Consider the following 14,434-nt stretch of genomic DNA (forward strand, 5'->3'; position numbering starts at 1 on the left):
TGCCTGCTGCCTGAACTCCAGGCTGAACTCCTGCCCCTTTCTGCCTGCCTTGCTCTTGGTCATCGTCCACCTCCTATTGCGATAGTTAATCGCTTATAGGGGTGTCCGTGAAACGGGGGCAAGATCAATCGGCTCCTTATTTTGCACGCGCGCACGTCGGGTCACCATTTGATTTAGGCGCTCATAACTGTCGAAGATCAGTTGCTCATCGACCATCCGTCGTCCTTCCTTACGCAGCTGCGCCCGGACTTCACGCAGTTCCCATAGACTGATGGAAGGAAATTCCACATGACGGTAAGGTACGGGGTAATAGCGCTGGGTCGTTGGGTCCAGGAAATAGACCACGCTGATATCTCTGGGATCACGCCGAACAATGAAGCGCCGGGGGCGACGTGACGTTGGGTCGGTGGAGCGGATCCAAGGGTCCAGAACCGGATCGTAATAAGAGACGCCGTCGATACGCAGGCCGTAGCTCTGGATCGCTCGCTCGAGAAGCGGCATGAAATCTAGGCGCAGCCGTTTCGGGTCAGCGACCGGCGGCGGTAGGCCGACGCCCGGCGTTACACCGTCATCCAGGACGCCCAGCTCGTACCGTTTGATCGGTGGAACGTCGATGCTGCTATGCACGCGTTGGTGATATACGTTGCAGATGTATTCGGTCAGGTAACGTTCGAGCTCGCGAAGTGTGAGTACTGCCTCGGTGTGTGGGGCATAGGCTCCACGGTCCTGCGTATTGGAGAATGTAGTTCCGGGCCGACGATGTACTTCTTGATTAAACGTCTCCATGAGTCGCTCAATATGGCCACCTCAGTTGGGGGTCTTCACCTTTCGCCACTCAACGCAAAAATGGTAAAACTGGGCAGCTCGGGTGATCATGCCCCCATGAAATTCCCTGGCGTTGTCTGCATGTACGGCGGCAGGGATCCCCCACATTGGCCAGCGTGCGGGAACGCCAATCACACTGAGCCAGCTATCCTTGTGGAGCATGGCATGGACAAGGCACATGCCTACGGTCACTTCACTGGGTTCATCCAGGGAAAGATAAAAGCCAGCGACGCATCGTGAATACACGTCAATGGCAACGGTCAGCCAGGGTCTGCCGATATGGCGCCGATAGACGTCATCGACGATCAGGACGTCCAACGGTGTGTGGTCGATCTGCCAATAGGGTCCCGGATAATCGGCGCCGGGAAAGGCGGACGGGTTGTGGCTCCCATTTCACCACCCGAAGGTCGAACTCGAGGAGCACATAAAAGTCGCGCTCAAGCGAAGATTCAAAGCGCGCAGGCTCGACGCCGGCCTGTTTCCTACTAGGCATAACGCCCGCAAGGGCGCGATGTCCTAGGCCAATTTTTCGGGCGGGAGGCAAGGCGCGTGGAAATCCAGTCGCGACGGTATGGTGGAAAGTGCAATCCGTCGCATTCACTTTGGTAAATAGTCGCTTGACTTTGGTAAGTTCATGCAGTGGCGACCCTAATCTGGGCACAAGCAGTCGCATACTCTTCGTAAACTCACAACGCGGATCACCTTCGCGCCGATCCGAGCGCGCTACCAGCCAACACTGCGGCCTAGCCACTTTCGTCCCGTGCGCGACCTGATGATGATCGTCGGCTACGTCGTCGGCGCCATGCTTCGCTTCGGGGTCCGTCGTCGGCCCGACGATCCACCGCGTTCGCCTTCAGGCGGCGGTTCTCGCCGACACATCATGGAACGCCTTCGCTAGAGGCCCGATGACGCCAGCACGGGCGCAGATCGGTCGCGTGACCGACAGGCCCGTTATAAGTCGCGTCACGTCGTACGCCGGGTTCGCGGGCAGGACGCGGAGCGCCGAGGCCGACATGTGCCTGATGAAAGGCCATGGGGACACGTCCTCCACGGCCGCCGATGGAGCTCACGCTGACGAGCCTGGCCACGCAGGCGAGCTGAGCGTTGGTGGACAGCGGGTGTTATCCGCCCGGGCACGCGAACGACCTCCAGAGCCAGCGTTGGGCTACCCGGCGTTTTGGCCGTTTGGGGGCAGCGGCGCGTAGGAATCATGGTTCAAAACACATCGCGCAATGCTATGAACCGGTGCGCCCGGGAAGTATGAAGTATTGGGCGCTGACGTTTCACGGTGTCATGCACTACGCACGGACACCGTGTTCACAGACGGATCGGAATCCTTGGGACAACGTCAGGTGGGGCGCTATGTGGGTGTCATCCGAAACCAGCACGACCCATTACGTTGCCCGGCGCCCGCCGTGTGCCGACGCCGTGCTTCGCGACCGCGCCGGGGTCGCTGGCGATGAGCTTATCGCCTCGCATCATCGCGACGCTGACACGCGATTTCCGCCCCGGGGTCTGGCGCAGGCCCAGGGCGTGGGCGTGGGCGAACGGATGGTCGATTGGCTGAATAGTCAAGCGGGGAAGCTCGAGATCCGTAGCGCGGCGCTGGCGTGCGACGCCGCCGAGTTCGCCCGGGTAGGCCCGAGAGGGCCGCCCCCCTGGTTCGCCGCGCCCCATGGCGCTCTGTGGCGCCACGACGTCACCGCGCCCAAGCCGGGTGCCGCCGGCTCGGGTGACGTGCCGGCCAGTGGTGTCACCGGGTCCATCATATGCGGTGCAAACCAGGCCCAGGCAGTGTCCTGCTCCCGGGGCGTGCACGCTCGAGCCCGCGAGGGGGCCTCCCGCCCGATCGCGCCGATAAGCCCCGCGCCAACGGCTGCTGCGCGTGCCAGGTGTGTGGGTCCGACGGGAGGCGCGCCATCACGACTGAGCGCGAGGCGCCTTACATCTTCGACTGTGTGATCGTCGGCGCGGGACCGGCCGGGCTGACCGCCGCCACGTATCTGGCCCGCTACCACCGGCAGATCCTCATCGTGGATGCGGGCCGGTCGCGCGCACGGTGGATCCCGGTCAGCCACAATTGCCCGGGCTTTCCCTTTGGCGTCGCGGGGAACCAGCTACTCGCGTACTTCCGCGCCCAAGCAGCGCATTACGGCACGCCTGTCCGCGAGGCCGAGGTGGTCGCGGTGGAGCGCGATGCCGAGCGCTTTATCTTGCACACCGCCGCCGAGGCGATCGCCGCGCGCACGGTGTTGGTGGCCAGCGGCATCGTGGACACGCTGCCGGACGCGCCCGACAGCGACGTAGCGATCGCCTCCGGCGCGCTGCGCCTGTGTGCGGTATGCGACGGCTACGAAGCGCGCGATGAGGCGATCGCGGTGCACGGCCCGATGGAGGAGGCGCTCGGTCATGCACGGTTTCTGCGCACCTTCTCCGCACGGGTGACTGTCGTCGGCCTACCCGGCGAGGTGACCACCTCCCAGCAGATCGCCGAGGGCGCGACCATCGGGTGAGCATTTCGGGGGTCCTCGACCGACTGAGCTTCACCGATGGCGCCTGTACGGTGCACACGTGCGACGGCCACTCGCAGCGTTTCGACACCATGTACCCGGTGCTCGGCTGCACCCCATCGACCGGCTTCCTGGCGGCGCTGCAACCGTCGCGCGATGAGAACGGCCAGCTGATCCCCGACGCGGCGATGGAGACGAGCGTGCCCGGACTTTTCGCCGCGGGTGACGTCGTTGTGGGTCTTAACCAGATCAGCGTCGCGGTCGGTCAGGCGGCCATCGCCGCCACGCGGATCCACCACCGCCTGCCGTGTAACCTACGCGGTGCTGCGGTGGCAACGGCGCCATCGTTTCGGTAGTCACGCCTCCCATAGCACCTGCATGCGCATGTAACTCCTGGCAGTGACGATGACCCGTATCTGGACTCGATCCCAGGCAGGGCTATGTCGACGACCAAGGGTAGCGCGCGCCCTCCCCGCCCGAGCTAGTCCGTCGCGTCCTGTACCAGCGCCTCGAGCGGTTGAAGGCCGCGCCGCATGCACGTGAGTAAGGCCATCCAGTGGTCAAGCGCCATGCCAACCTCCGTGGCCACCTCGCCAACGGCAGCCGGCGTACTGGCGACGGAGAGAGGACCACCGTTGAGAAGCGCATGTGTCATGGCGTGCAGCCGCAATATGTCTGCGCGCACGGCATCGGGATCGGCCAGCATGCTTAGACTGGCATCCCATTGGTCCACCCATCGTAGCAGCTGGGCCGTGTCGAAGGACTCACGAAGCTGCGCTAAGGCGGCCCTGGTGGAGGAGCCGGACGGCGGTCTACGCATCGGGGCTCTCCTGATGGACACCCTCGCCTGCAGAAGAGGAGCGTGCGGCCTTTGCCGCGGCCTTGAACGTGCGTTCGCGGATCCAGGGTTCGGGTGCCCGTTTCAGATCCAGCCGATAATCGCCAAACCGCTTGATACCCCCCGTGAGATAGGGCGACAAGCAGCTCACATCGCGCCCGCTGATCGCCATACCCTGGCCGTCGAGCTTCTGCAGCGCATGCATCATGTCCACCATGTTCTGAAGAATGACCGCCGAGGCGATCAAGTCGTTGTAGCGAAGCCGCTTCTGCTGTTCATCGGGATCGTTTTCGGCAATAACGTCGCCCCCGAAAGACAGAAATTTGGCGAATCCGTGGTAGGACTCAATCTTGTTGGTTTGGCTGGTGACCTCTTGCCGCAGGGCCGGGCTGGCTATCCATCGCAACAGGAACACCGTCCGATGCGCGCGCCCCAACTCCTGCGCTGCAAGAAATAGGCGATTGCGCTGACTGCTCGCACCAAGCCGTCTGAGCAACAGAGGCGAAGCAATCTTGCCGGCCTGAATGGAAATGGCGACCTGGACCAGATCCTGCCAATGGGTTTCGATGAGCGCCCAGTCGATGGCACCGTGAAAGAGCGAGTCAATATGCGTGTACCTCGTGGTTTTGTCCGGCCTATAGAAGTCGAGGTCCTTCCAATTGCGTATGCGGGGAAGCAGATTAATGCCCAGCAGGTACGTGAAGGCAAAGACCGTGGCTGACTGTCCCTGCGTGTCCGAGTACACCGTGTTGGGTTCGACCGAGAGCCGCGTCTTGAGCAAGCCATCGATCACCCAGACCGCCTCCCAAATGCCCGGCGGGATGAAGTGCCGAAAGGTCGCAATGTAGTTGTTAGCGACGTGGCGGTAGGCTACCGCCCCCATTTTCTTATAGCGAAAGTGGTAGCCCGCCAAAAGATTCTGTTCGTAGAAGTCGTACTGACTACCGTCCGCCGCCACGCTTTTGCCATCACCCCACGCGCGGGGAAGGTCCAGGCGTAGGTAGAGCTCTGCCAACTCGCGTGTCGCCGCTTCAAGCGTTTCCACCGTGATGTGGCGCCGATGGACGCGTGAAATCATATGGGGGCTGACTTCGCCCACGAAATGCCGAGCGGCCTGGTTCGGCCCGAGGTTGGAGCCCATCGCGAAGACGGTCTGCAGATAGCGCTCGGTGGCTTGCTTGATCTTCGGTTCGTTGCCGGAGATCGGTCCAAAATGCCGGGTGAAGTGGGTCCAGTGCTCAATGTTAGCCAGGATGTCCAGCAGGTTACGCGTGGGAAGCTCTCGCGTAAGGGCGCTATGCAGGGCGATCGCTGTGGCCGGAATGTCCTGGGCCTGTAGGCGGCGCAAGACCGGCTCTCCCTCCGGCCCGATCGATAGGTCCCCTTTGAGGTCGGGAAAGGCCTCATCGAGCTGGGCAGCGGTTCCGGCCAGCGAGCGCTTCAACGTGGCGACACAATCGGCGGCCGAGGCGGGAATATCCACCTTGGCGCAGAAGTCGGCCAGTCGCGCTTCGCATTGCGCCCAGGGCAGCAGGTGCTCACGGAAATCAGCAAAGGCTTCCGACCCCACCACGCAGGTGTCGCCGGACTTCAGCTCACTGGCCAGGTGCGAGAACACGCACATCTCCAAGTAACGTCGATTCACGCTCGGTACGTCGGTATCGGACTGAAGGACCAGCTTGCGCCATCGTTCCGTGCAAAAGTGGAGGTCGACCTCAACCGTGATCCAGTCGACCCGTCGATGCTCGTTGGCCAAGACCACGCCCAGGGCCTGCATCAACGATTGATTCTGTGAGGCCGACACGAACTCCAGGGTTCTGGCCAAGCGCATCAGCACCGAGCGATGGCTGGTAAAGAAACGCCAAAGCAGCGGCAAGTGGTTGGTACCGCCGGCCTGTTGGATCACGGCACAGTCTTCACGAAGTTTGGCCGTATCGCCGCCCGGCGAAAGCAACGCTCGAATACGGCGGCCAGCCGGCAGATCCTCCTTCTCCTCTAGCAGGATGGCCAAGACATCGTCGAGTCGAGCCACCAATTGTTCGGCCATGGCGCGCTGGTGGGCTTGGATCTGCAGGAGTTCGTCGCGAGCCCGCTTATGGAGGGCCGCGACCCGACGAATGAACATCTCGGCCAAGTCGTCGCGCGCCTGCACACGCATTCGGTGAATGAGCGCAAGCATGAGCGCGTAGCGTCGTTGCGGCACGGTACGACGAAGATCATCCGCATCGAGCAGGGCGGCTTGGTGAGCCAAATGGGCCAGCTTGCTCGTTGGAACATGACCTAAGGGGACGTCGACATCGCCCAGCGTATCAAGCCATGTCAGCTGATCCAGTACCGCTTCCAAATGTTTCTTGGTCGCCCGTTTCGGCAGCGCTTTGATGGCCTGAAAAGCGCTCTGGCGGCGCGCATAGTCCGTCGTAAGCAGCCCATCAAGGAAGGCACGACGCTCATCGGTCAGCGCATCGTCAATGCGCGCATACAGCTGCTCCTGCGCGCTGGCACCGGCTGCTTCGGCAATATTATCTAGGGTAGAGAAGGCTGGCAATTCGAAGCGCCGAAAGATCAGCTCTTCGATGACGGCATTGATGATGTCGACACGCCGGTCCATGACCTCCGCCGCCTCATCGGCGGCACGAACGGCAACACGTTGCGCCTCCTTGCCATAGTAGCGGTGGACATTCACATAGCCGCGCACGGCGGCGCAGTGGCGATAATGTGTCCGGGGTTGCTGATAGCTGACAGCCACCTTGGGACCAAGATTCATGACCGTGCGGATGTGCTCGACGATCACGGCAGGCACGGTATCCAGGTCGGGAAAGTGGTGCAACTGCTGAAACGTTTTGAGCAAGACCATCAAGCTCAATTGGGCGTTTCGACCGTGTGCGGAACCGGCCACCCAAGTCACTTCATCCGCGTCCGGGGTGTAGTGTCGGATCAGGTCTTTCGCTGGGATAACTCGGGGAAATCGCGGATACGCTGTACGCTCGACATTCGCCATGGCCACCATCCGGGACGAAAAGCACGAAACCTGAAGAGTATCGGACTTACAAGTCTAAATTGGTGTTAGCGGCCAGTTATCGCATTACACATTAACAATCAATGCGTTAGAGAATAAATGTCCTAATTTTGGCCCAATCCGGGCACGCCCCCTCAAGCGCCTGCTCGATCGCATCGATGTACACGATGCCGAAGTCCCCGTCGTCACGCGACAGCCCCTACGCGCGCGAATGGGCGGTTGGCTTGTTCGCGGCCTCGTCGCTGCGGTGGTCATCCAGGCCATCGGTATCGGCATCCTGAGCGTGAAGGTCCATCAGGATGGTGTCCCTCCCGCGTACCACACCTATAGCCAGGTGCCGACCTCGCCCACGCCGCCCGGCGCGATCCACGTCATTCCCGACGCGGGGATGAAGGTGTCGGAATGGAACGCGCTGGTACATGCCATGCGTCTTGAGGTCGTCGGCGGCCCCAACGACGTAGGCGCCTATACCGTGGTACCGGTCGCAGGCGCCTCTGCCCGGGCCGACGTGTTGCAACGCCTGCGCAGCGCGCAGGGTATCCGCATGGCCGAACCCGTCGCCGATATCCATTGATGCTCTATCGCCTGGCCATCGCGTTCCTCGCTCTCGCCCTGTCCGCCTGCACGGCGCAGCCTGCCGTCATGCGCACGCAGGCGGACGCCATGCCCGCCACGGATGCCGCGACGCTGGATCACGATCGCGACATCATCCTGGCCGTGGCGAATCCGATCGAACCGCCTGCCGCGCACGCGGGGTCCAGCTTCATCGGCTACGCGCCGCCGGGCAGCTATGGCGCGGGGCAGCGCGCCAACGCGATGCTGTCGGACCTGAAGCGGCAGTATGGCCTGCGCGAACGCACTGGCTGGCCGATCAAGGCGTTGGGCTTGTACTGCGTGGTGCTCGAACCACCGCCTGGCGTGACGCGCGACGCGCTGCTGAAGACACTGGCAGCCGACGACCGCGTGAAGCTTGCCCAGCCGCTCCAGGATTACACGGTCTATTCCGACACCAAGGCGGCCGAGCCTCCCGTCGCGCATGCCTATAACGATCCGTATGCCAACCTGCAGCGCGGTTTCGTCGAGACCGACGCCGCGCGCGCCCATGCGACCAGCCAGGGGCATGGCGTGCAGGTCGCCGTCATCGACACCGGCGTGGATTTCAACCATCCCGACCTGCAAGGCCGCATCGCCACGATGCACGATATGGTCGGTACCGACGATGCCGCATTCAGCCGCGACGCCCATGGCACGGAGGTCGCCGGCATCATTGCCGCCGTCGGCGACAACCATCAGGGCATCGTCGGCATCGCGCCGGCAGCGACACTCTCCGTGTACAAGGCGTGCTGGTACACGACCGACGGCAACAGCGGCGCGCATTGCAATTCGTTCACCCTGGCCAAAGCCATGGCCGCGGTGCTGGACACGGACGCGCGCATCGTCAACATGAGCCTTGGTGGCCCCGCCGATCCGCTGCTGAGCAAGCTGCTGGCCGAGCTTCTTCGCCAGGATCGCATCGTGGTGACGGCACTGCCGCCGGACGGTTCCACCAAGGGATTCCCAGATGGCGCGCAGGGCGTGATCGTCGTCCGATCGGGTTCGTCGACCCACGGACCACCCGATGTATTGAGTGCACCGGGCGGCGACATCCTCACGACGCAGCCAGGTGGCAGCTATGACTTCAGTTCGGGTTCCTCAATGGCTGCCGCTCATGTGAGCGGCATTCTCGCGCTCATGCTGTCCGTCGACCACGGCATGGATGCGGCCACGGCGCGACATCTCCTGGATACCACCAGCAAGATCACGAACGGTGCGCGACAGGTGGACGCCGCCAGCGCCCTGCAAGCGCTCCAGGGCAACAGCGGTCGCGCTTCCGTGCACTGAATCACGGCGTCATATATCTCATGGGATGTTCGTTCCTTACGCCGCGGTTCAAGCACGCGGAGAGAGGATCAGTACGCCAACCACGGGAAAGCTCATGATTACCGCCCTGCTGATCGCCCTTGCTCTGACTCCCTCATCGCCCTCCGAGACGCCGACGGCGTGCCGCGCACAGGACCTGTCGATCACGTTCGACAGCAAGGACGGCGAGTTCAACGGGATGTCGCACTCGGGCACCCTGATGTCGATCCGGCAACACGGTTCGTCCACGTGTCTCTTGCCGGGCATTCCCCAGCTTTCCTTTACCGACGCGGACGGCAAGCCACTGCCCGTCGCCCGGGTCGTGCCGCGAGGCATGCATCCCGGCCCGGTCATCGTGCCCGTCAAGCTCGCACCCGGCGCGACAGCTACCTCGGCCCTGCGCTGGGTATCCGGCGAGGTCTACGATCCCAGTCGCTGCGTCGACGCGGCACGGGTGAGCGTTGCCATCGGCAAGGAAACCGTCAAGGTGCCGTTCACCGGTCATTTCTGCGGGGTGGCCAACCAGACCATCCGATTCGAACAGCCGGTACTGCAACCCGCCGGCCATTCCTGAAGTCGTGTAGGCTTGCCGCCCGATATCGACACCCAGGCGCGGCTCCATGGCACTCAAATCGACGATCTTCAAGGCCGACCTCCAGGTCAGCGACATGGATCGGCATTACTACCAGGGTCATGCCCTGACGATCGCCCAGCATCCGTCGGAAACGGATGAGCGCATGATGGTCCGCGTGCTGGCCTTCGCCCTCAACGCCGACGAGGCGCTGGTGTTCGGCAAGGGCCTGAGTTCGGAGGACGAGCCGGACCTGTAGCGGAAGGAGCTCACCGGCGAGGTCAACCTGTGGATCGAGCTGGGGCAGCCGGACGAGCAGCGCATCCGTCGCGCCGCGGGGCGCGCCAAGCGCGTCATCGTCTACACGTATGGCGGTCGCGCCGTCGAGCCCTGGTGGAAGAAGATGGCCTCGGCCGTGGCGCGCACCAAGAACGTGTCGGTCATCGACGTCGATTCCGCCACCGTGGAAGCGCTGGCGGCGCTAACCCAGCGCACGATGCAGATCCAGTTCATGGTGCAGGACGGCTCGGCCCAGGTGATCAGCGGCGATGCCGTCGTGCCGGTCGGGCTGACGACGCTCGCCTGAGCATCGCCTATCTCAGTTCGCCACGCGCTCCAACGCGTGCGAACCGGTGATGATCATCCGCAGCATCGTCGAGATGTCCTCGATCAGCGCGGGATCGCGTTCCGGCGGCTGGTCGATGGCAATCGCGCCCATGGCGAACACCAGTCGCGTGATGGCCTTCGCCACCAGGGCGGGTTCGTACAGCGTGGCGCCATCCGCCGCCGCGAGGCGAATGAGGTCGATCCGCAGTTCGTCCTCGAAATAGGTCAGCTCGCGCTCCACCGCGTGCTTGAAGCCGTCCGACCCCACCGCCCCCTCGCGCAGCAGCACGTGCAGCAGCTTGTCGTCCGCGCGCAACTGCTCCATGAATGTCTCGACCGACACCCGGATGACGCTGCGCTCGGTGGATGTCGCGCGCTCGCGCGCCTGACCGATGATGGTGCGCAGCGAGCTGCCGGCGAGGTCGATCAGGGCGATCGACAGCTCGTCCATGTCGCGGAACTGCCGGTAGAAGCTGTTCGGCGCGATGCCGGCCTCGCGGGCCACCTCGCGCAGGCTCACGGTCGACAGGCTGCGGTTCGGGCCGATGAGCTTCAAGGTCGCGGCCAGCAGGTCGTCGCGCGAGATCCCCTGCCGCCGCGCGTGGGGCATGTCGGGGGTCGGGGACACGAGGGTGGAAGTCATAGAGGGCACCGCTGGCTGAGGCTGGATCATACCTTGGCGGACAATATACATGTGTATACACGATCGTATATGTACGCGTATAGTTCGAATCCATGAGCGCCCTGCCCACCCCCAAACCCCGCTGGCCCCTGCGCCTGGCCCGCCGCGCGGTATCCCCGGCCCTGTTCGATTTCTGGGCAACCCGGTTCAATCCCCTGTGGACCCTGGAGCAGCCCCTGGCCCGGCTGGTGTCCCGCACGTCGGCAAGTCGGGACGCCGTGACCCTCGTACTGCGCCCGAATGCCCACTGGGCCGGTATCCGTGCCGGCCAGCACGTCAGTGTGGGCGTGACGATCGGCGGTCGCCGGCTCATCCGTAGCTACAGCCCCACCGTGCTGGACGACGGCAACCTGGCGATCACGGTCAAGGCCATTCCCGGCGGCGTGGTGAGCCAGCATCTGGTGCGCGACGCCCGGATCGGTGAGGTGGTCAGTCTCGACGCCGCGTTCGGCGACATGACGCTGGACGAGGCGGACGCCCCGCTCCTGCTTCTCGCGGCCGGCAGCGGCATCACGCCCATGCGTGCCTTGCTGCGCGACTTGGCCGCGCAGGGCATGCCCGGCAACGTGGACCTGTTCTACTGGGCCCGGCATCACGACGAGTTCTGTTTCACCGGGGAACTGAAGGCCCTGGCCGCGGCGCATCCCCGGCTGCGGGTCCATTTCCTCGCCACCCGCGAGGGCGATGCGCCGGCTGCCCGCGTGGACGCGATGTCGTTCGACACGGTCACGGCGCTGCACGAACGGCGCGCCGTCGCATGCGGACCTGCCGGATTCGTGGAAGCCGCACGGTCACGCCTGCGTGGCACCGTAGCCCGCTTCGATGCCGAAGCCTTCAGTCTGCCCGCGCCGACCGCGGTCGACGAGGCGGGCGATGTCGAGGTCTACCTCACCCGCAGCGGCCGCACGCTAACGCTATCGCGCAACCAGTCGCTGCTGGAAGGCCTGGAAGCGCAGGGCGTGCGTCCCGCCCATGGTTGCCGCATGGGTATCTGCAACAGCTGCGCCTGCGAGCGCCAGTCGGGCACCACCCGCCATCTCCTCACCGGTGACCGCAGCAGCGAACCGTCGACACAGGTACGCCTGTGCGTCAGCGCGCCGGGCACCGACCTGATCCTGGATCTTTGAGAACGCGTATGAGCCATACACGCAACCGCCCCCTTTCCGCCGCCGACCTCGACGCCTTCGGTGAAGAGCTCGACGCCATCCGTGCGCGCGTCCAGGCCGACATTGGCCCGCGTGACGCCCGCTACATCCGCCGCGTCGTCGCCGGCGTGCGCTGGACCGGCGTGACCGGCCGCGCCCTCCTGTTCCTCGGTGCCTTCGTCCACGCCACGCTCGTGCCCGCGTGGATCCTCGGCACGCTGCTGCTGGCGCTGTCCAAGATCCTCGAGAACATGGAGCTTGGCCACAACGTCATGCACGGCCAGTACGACTGGATGAACGACCCCAAGCTCAACGGCAAGACCTACGAGTGGGACATCGTCGCGACTGGCGACAACTGGCGCAAAACGCATAACGTCCAGCACCACACCTATACCAACGTGCGCGGCATGGACGACGACATCGGCTACGGCCTGCTGCGCATCTTCCCCGAGCAGCGCTGGCGTCCGTTCTACCTGATGCAGCCGCTCATCGCCGTGGTCTTCGCGCTGCTGTTCCAGTGGGGCGTGGCGCTGCAGGACCTGCGCATCGGCCGCTGGTTGGCGGGTCGCATGCAACCCGGCGAACTGCGCGAGGCGTTCCGGCCCGTCATGCGGAAGGTGGGCAAGCAGGTCCTCAAGGACTACATCGTGTTCCCGCTGCTGGCTGGACCGTTCTTCCTGCCGGTGCTGCTGGGTAACGTGGTAGCCAATGGCATCCGCAACCTCTGGACCTACACCGTCATCTTCTGCGGCCACTTCACGGCCAACGCGGAGATCTTCCCCAAGGAAGTGGTGCAGAACGAATCCCGCGGCCACTGGTACCTGCGTCAGCTGCGCGGTTCGTCCAACCTCACCGGCGGCAAGCTGATGAACGTGCTGACGGGCAACCTCAGCCACCAGATCGAGCACCATTTCTATCCCGACCTGCCGGCCAACCGCTACGCCGAGATCGCCGTGGACGTGAAGCGCATCTGCGTGCGCTACGGCCAGCACTACAACACCGGCTCCATGCCCCGCCAGTTCGGCCAGGTGATATGGCGCATCCTTCGTCATGCGCTGCCGAGCCGTCCCCGCGTACTCCGTACTGGCGAGGCTATCGCCTAGGCGGGTAGCAGCAGGCGAACGGCGGCGCCCGGACTGTCGAACCACCCGTTGCCCCCGGACAAACGCGGAACGCCATATCGAAGGGTGACGCCGATTCGTGCGTCGCTCTCTTCCGTAGCGATCGCCAGGGCCATGCGATGGGCCGGAGCGACGTCCCATGCATGGAAACGCCATCGTTTCGGATTGCCCAGGGATGGGGTATGGAAGAAGTGCGCGGGCCGATGCCCTTGGGTATCGAACGAAAACATATCCAACGGCAAGCTCATGCCGCTCCCCCAGGCTTTGACGAAGGCCTCCTTTAGCGTCCATATCCCAATGAAACGGGCCAGGCGTTCCGACGGTTCCGCCGACACGACGAACCCTGCCTCAGACGCCGTGAAGAACCGCCTCGCCATCGCCTCGACGTTGCGTATCTGCGCATGGGGTTCGACGTCGATACCCAATCGGCACCCTGTTCCCACCACGCAAGCGACAAGCCCCTTTGAATTCGAAAGATTGAATTCTAGGTGATTCTCGGTGCCGCCATTTGCGATGCATGGTTTACCGTGGGCATTGGTGTCGAATCGCCATGCGTCGGGCGGCCGATCCGCGAACTCCGAAAGCATGATCCGGCAAAGGGCCCGGGTCACTAGGAACTCGGTCCTGGTGTGCTCACCGGTCAGCCTGTCGAATCGATCGCGCTCGCCGTCATCCAGCAAACCCTCGTAGCTTGATAGAAGCTTCCGCTCAAGGCTTTCGTCGATCTTGACCAGATAGACATGGACATCGTGACGGCGCAAGGTCGGCGCCGCGGCCATTTACGTTTCCGGCAAGGGTTCGACCACGGGGCGCTCGGTCACGCTGGCCCGCATCGGGTAATCGATGAACATCGTTCGATAGCTGGGCCAATAGGCCTGCAACAGCACGATGTTCAATCCGCCGACCACCGCCAATGCGTAGTACCAATGCAGATCGAAGGCGTAGAACAGGCAAAGAACTGCTGAAACAGGCGTCAGCAGCGCCGTGCCGAATGTAGGCTTGAGGTTCAGCAGCAAGCTGATGCCGCCCACGGCCTCGATCAGCTTGAGGAAAACCCAGAAGTAGATCGTATGCTGGAGGATCCCATGGAAGGAGGCGAGATTCGATTCGCCCGTCATGTAGATGCCGAAACCAAGCTCGAGCACGCCGTCCACGGCACCGAAAACGAAGATGATGCCGAGAAAGTACCGGGCGATGGTCTGGTGCCATTTCAGTCGCATG

15 protein-coding genes and 1 pseudogene are annotated in these 14,434 nt (G+C 63.6%); 8 read left to right on the plus strand and 8 right to left on the minus strand.

Translation table 11 applies throughout. The features are described from left to right. Positions 1-93: 93 nt before the first annotated feature. The 3 genes from GAK28_RS08665 to GAK28_RS08675 all read right to left on the minus strand — a co-directional run bounded on the left by GAK28_RS08665 (position 94) and on the right by GAK28_RS08675 (position 2,400). Complete coding sequence (locus GAK28_RS08665) at positions 94-786, minus strand: Mu transposase C-terminal domain-containing protein (protein WP_291777223.1); 693 nt, start codon at positions 784-786, stop codon at positions 94-96. A 21-nt stretch (positions 787-807) separates the two neighbouring features. Then, complete coding sequence (locus tag GAK28_RS08670; protein ID WP_343161853.1) at positions 808-1,143, minus strand: hypothetical protein; 336 nt, start codon at positions 1,141-1,143, stop codon at positions 808-810. Positions 1,144-2,196: 1,053 nt separating this feature from the next. Then, complete coding sequence (locus GAK28_RS08675) at positions 2,197-2,400, minus strand: hypothetical protein (RefSeq protein WP_291777226.1); 204 nt, start codon at positions 2,398-2,400, stop codon at positions 2,197-2,199. A gap of 383 nt (positions 2,401-2,783) precedes the next feature. On the opposite strand from GAK28_RS08675, the gene GAK28_RS08680 reads away from it, so the two are divergent. Both GAK28_RS08680 and GAK28_RS08685 read left to right on the plus strand, forming a co-directional pair. Then, positions 2,784-3,338: an NAD(P)/FAD-dependent oxidoreductase gene (locus tag GAK28_RS08680; protein ID WP_291777229.1), complete on the plus strand. Its 555-nt coding sequence runs from the start codon at positions 2,784-2,786 to the stop codon at positions 3,336-3,338. Next, the gene (locus GAK28_RS08685) at positions 3,335-3,691 is read left to right on the plus strand and encodes an FAD-dependent oxidoreductase (RefSeq protein WP_291777232.1); all 357 of its coding nucleotides are present in this window, start codon (positions 3,335-3,337) and stop codon (positions 3,689-3,691) included. Before GAK28_RS08680 ends, GAK28_RS08685 begins: the two co-directional genes overlap by 4 nt. A gap of 125 nt (positions 3,692-3,816) precedes the next feature. On the opposite strand, the gene GAK28_RS08690 is transcribed toward GAK28_RS08685, so the two are convergent. Both GAK28_RS08690 and GAK28_RS08695 read right to left on the minus strand, forming a co-directional pair. After that, positions 3,817-4,041, minus strand: coding sequence for a hypothetical protein (locus GAK28_RS08690; protein ID WP_291777235.1), 225 nt, complete (start codon positions 4,039-4,041; stop codon positions 3,817-3,819). Between the two features lie 106 nt (positions 4,042-4,147). Next, on the minus strand, positions 4,148-7,171 hold the full coding sequence (locus GAK28_RS08695; protein WP_291777238.1) for a Tn3 family transposase: 3,024 nt from the start codon (positions 7,169-7,171) through the stop codon (positions 4,148-4,150). A 229-nt stretch (positions 7,172-7,400) separates the two neighbouring features. Here GAK28_RS08695 and GAK28_RS08700 point away from each other — a divergent pair, with 229 nt between their 5' ends. The 4 genes and pseudogenes from GAK28_RS08700 to GAK28_RS08715 all read left to right on the plus strand — a co-directional run bounded on the left by GAK28_RS08700 (position 7,401) and on the right by GAK28_RS08715 (position 10,245). Beyond that, the gene (locus tag GAK28_RS08700) at positions 7,401-7,763 is read left to right on the plus strand and encodes a hypothetical protein (RefSeq protein WP_291777241.1); all 363 of its coding nucleotides are present in this window, start codon (positions 7,401-7,403) and stop codon (positions 7,761-7,763) included. Next, positions 7,763-9,070, plus strand: coding sequence for a S8 family serine peptidase (locus tag GAK28_RS08705; protein WP_291777243.1), 1,308 nt, complete (start codon positions 7,763-7,765; stop codon positions 9,068-9,070). Before GAK28_RS08700 ends, GAK28_RS08705 begins: the two co-directional genes overlap by 1 nt. A gap of 94 nt (positions 9,071-9,164) precedes the next feature. Next, complete coding sequence (locus tag GAK28_RS08710) at positions 9,165-9,662, plus strand: DUF4232 domain-containing protein (RefSeq protein WP_291777246.1); 498 nt, start codon at positions 9,165-9,167, stop codon at positions 9,660-9,662. Between the two features lie 46 nt (positions 9,663-9,708). Continuing rightward, positions 9,709-10,245: pseudogene (locus GAK28_RS08715) on the plus strand (YaeQ family protein). A 12-nt stretch (positions 10,246-10,257) separates the two neighbouring features. On the opposite strand, the gene fabR reads toward GAK28_RS08715, so the two are convergent. Further along, positions 10,258-10,908, minus strand: a complete 651-nt coding sequence (fabR, locus tag GAK28_RS08720; protein ID WP_291777248.1) for an HTH-type transcriptional repressor FabR — start codon at positions 10,906-10,908, stop codon at positions 10,258-10,260. A gap of 92 nt (positions 10,909-11,000) precedes the next feature. On the opposite strand from fabR, the gene GAK28_RS08725 reads away from it, so the two are divergent. Beyond that, the gene (locus tag GAK28_RS08725) at positions 11,001-12,074 is read left to right on the plus strand and encodes a ferredoxin reductase (protein WP_291777251.1); all 1,074 of its coding nucleotides are present in this window, start codon (positions 11,001-11,003) and stop codon (positions 12,072-12,074) included. An 8-nt stretch (positions 12,075-12,082) separates the two neighbouring features. After that, a complete protein-coding gene (locus GAK28_RS08730) occupies positions 12,083-13,195 on the plus strand; it encodes an acyl-CoA desaturase (RefSeq protein WP_291777255.1) in 1,113 nt (370 codons plus the stop codon). Here the strand turns inward: GAK28_RS08730 and GAK28_RS08735 are convergent. Continuing rightward, entirely contained in the window at positions 13,192-13,992 is an 801-nt protein-coding gene (locus GAK28_RS08735) for a 4'-phosphopantetheinyl transferase superfamily protein (RefSeq protein ID WP_291777258.1), read from the minus strand. The genes GAK28_RS08730 and GAK28_RS08735 overlap by 4 nt on opposite strands. Beyond that, a complete protein-coding gene (locus GAK28_RS08740; RefSeq protein WP_291777261.1) occupies positions 13,993-14,433 on the minus strand; it encodes a hypothetical protein in 441 nt (146 codons plus the stop codon). Between the last annotated feature and the right edge of the window lies 1 nt (position 14,434).

This window comes from Luteibacter sp. (assembly GCF_009912395.1).
Taxonomy (GTDB): Bacteria; Pseudomonadota; Gammaproteobacteria; order Xanthomonadales; family Rhodanobacteraceae; genus Luteibacter.

Bases quoted from the DNA above. Each gene is read 5' to 3' on its own strand.
- GAK28_RS08665 (WP_291777223.1), bottom strand. From the start codon at position 786: ATGGAGACGTTTAATCAAGAAGTACATCGTCGGCCCGGAACTACATTC.
- GAK28_RS08690 (WP_291777235.1), bottom strand. From the start codon at position 4,041: ATGCTGGCCGATCCCGATGCCGTGCGCGCAGACATATTGCGGCTGCAC.
- GAK28_RS08695 (WP_291777238.1), bottom strand. From the start codon at position 7,171: ATGGCGAATGTCGAGCGTACAGCGTATCCGCGATTTCCCCGAGTTATC.
- GAK28_RS08700 (WP_291777241.1), top strand. From the start codon at position 7,401: ATGGGCGGTTGGCTTGTTCGCGGCCTCGTCGCTGCGGTGGTCATCCAG.
- GAK28_RS08705 (WP_291777243.1), top strand. From the start codon at position 7,763: ATGCTCTATCGCCTGGCCATCGCGTTCCTCGCTCTCGCCCTGTCCGCC.
- GAK28_RS08710 (WP_291777246.1), top strand. From the start codon at position 9,165: ATGATTACCGCCCTGCTGATCGCCCTTGCTCTGACTCCCTCATCGCCC.
- fabR (WP_291777248.1), bottom strand. From the start codon at position 10,908: ATGACTTCCACCCTCGTGTCCCCGACCCCCGACATGCCCCACGCGCGG.
- GAK28_RS08725 (WP_291777251.1), top strand. From the start codon at position 11,001: ATGAGCGCCCTGCCCACCCCCAAACCCCGCTGGCCCCTGCGCCTGGCC.
- GAK28_RS08730 (WP_291777255.1), top strand. From the start codon at position 12,083: ATGAGCCATACACGCAACCGCCCCCTTTCCGCCGCCGACCTCGACGCC.
- GAK28_RS08735 (WP_291777258.1), bottom strand. From the start codon at position 13,992: ATGGCCGCGGCGCCGACCTTGCGCCGTCACGATGTCCATGTCTATCTG.
- GAK28_RS08740 (WP_291777261.1), bottom strand. From the start codon at position 14,433: ATGCGACTGAAATGGCACCAGACCATCGCCCGGTACTTTCTCGGCATC.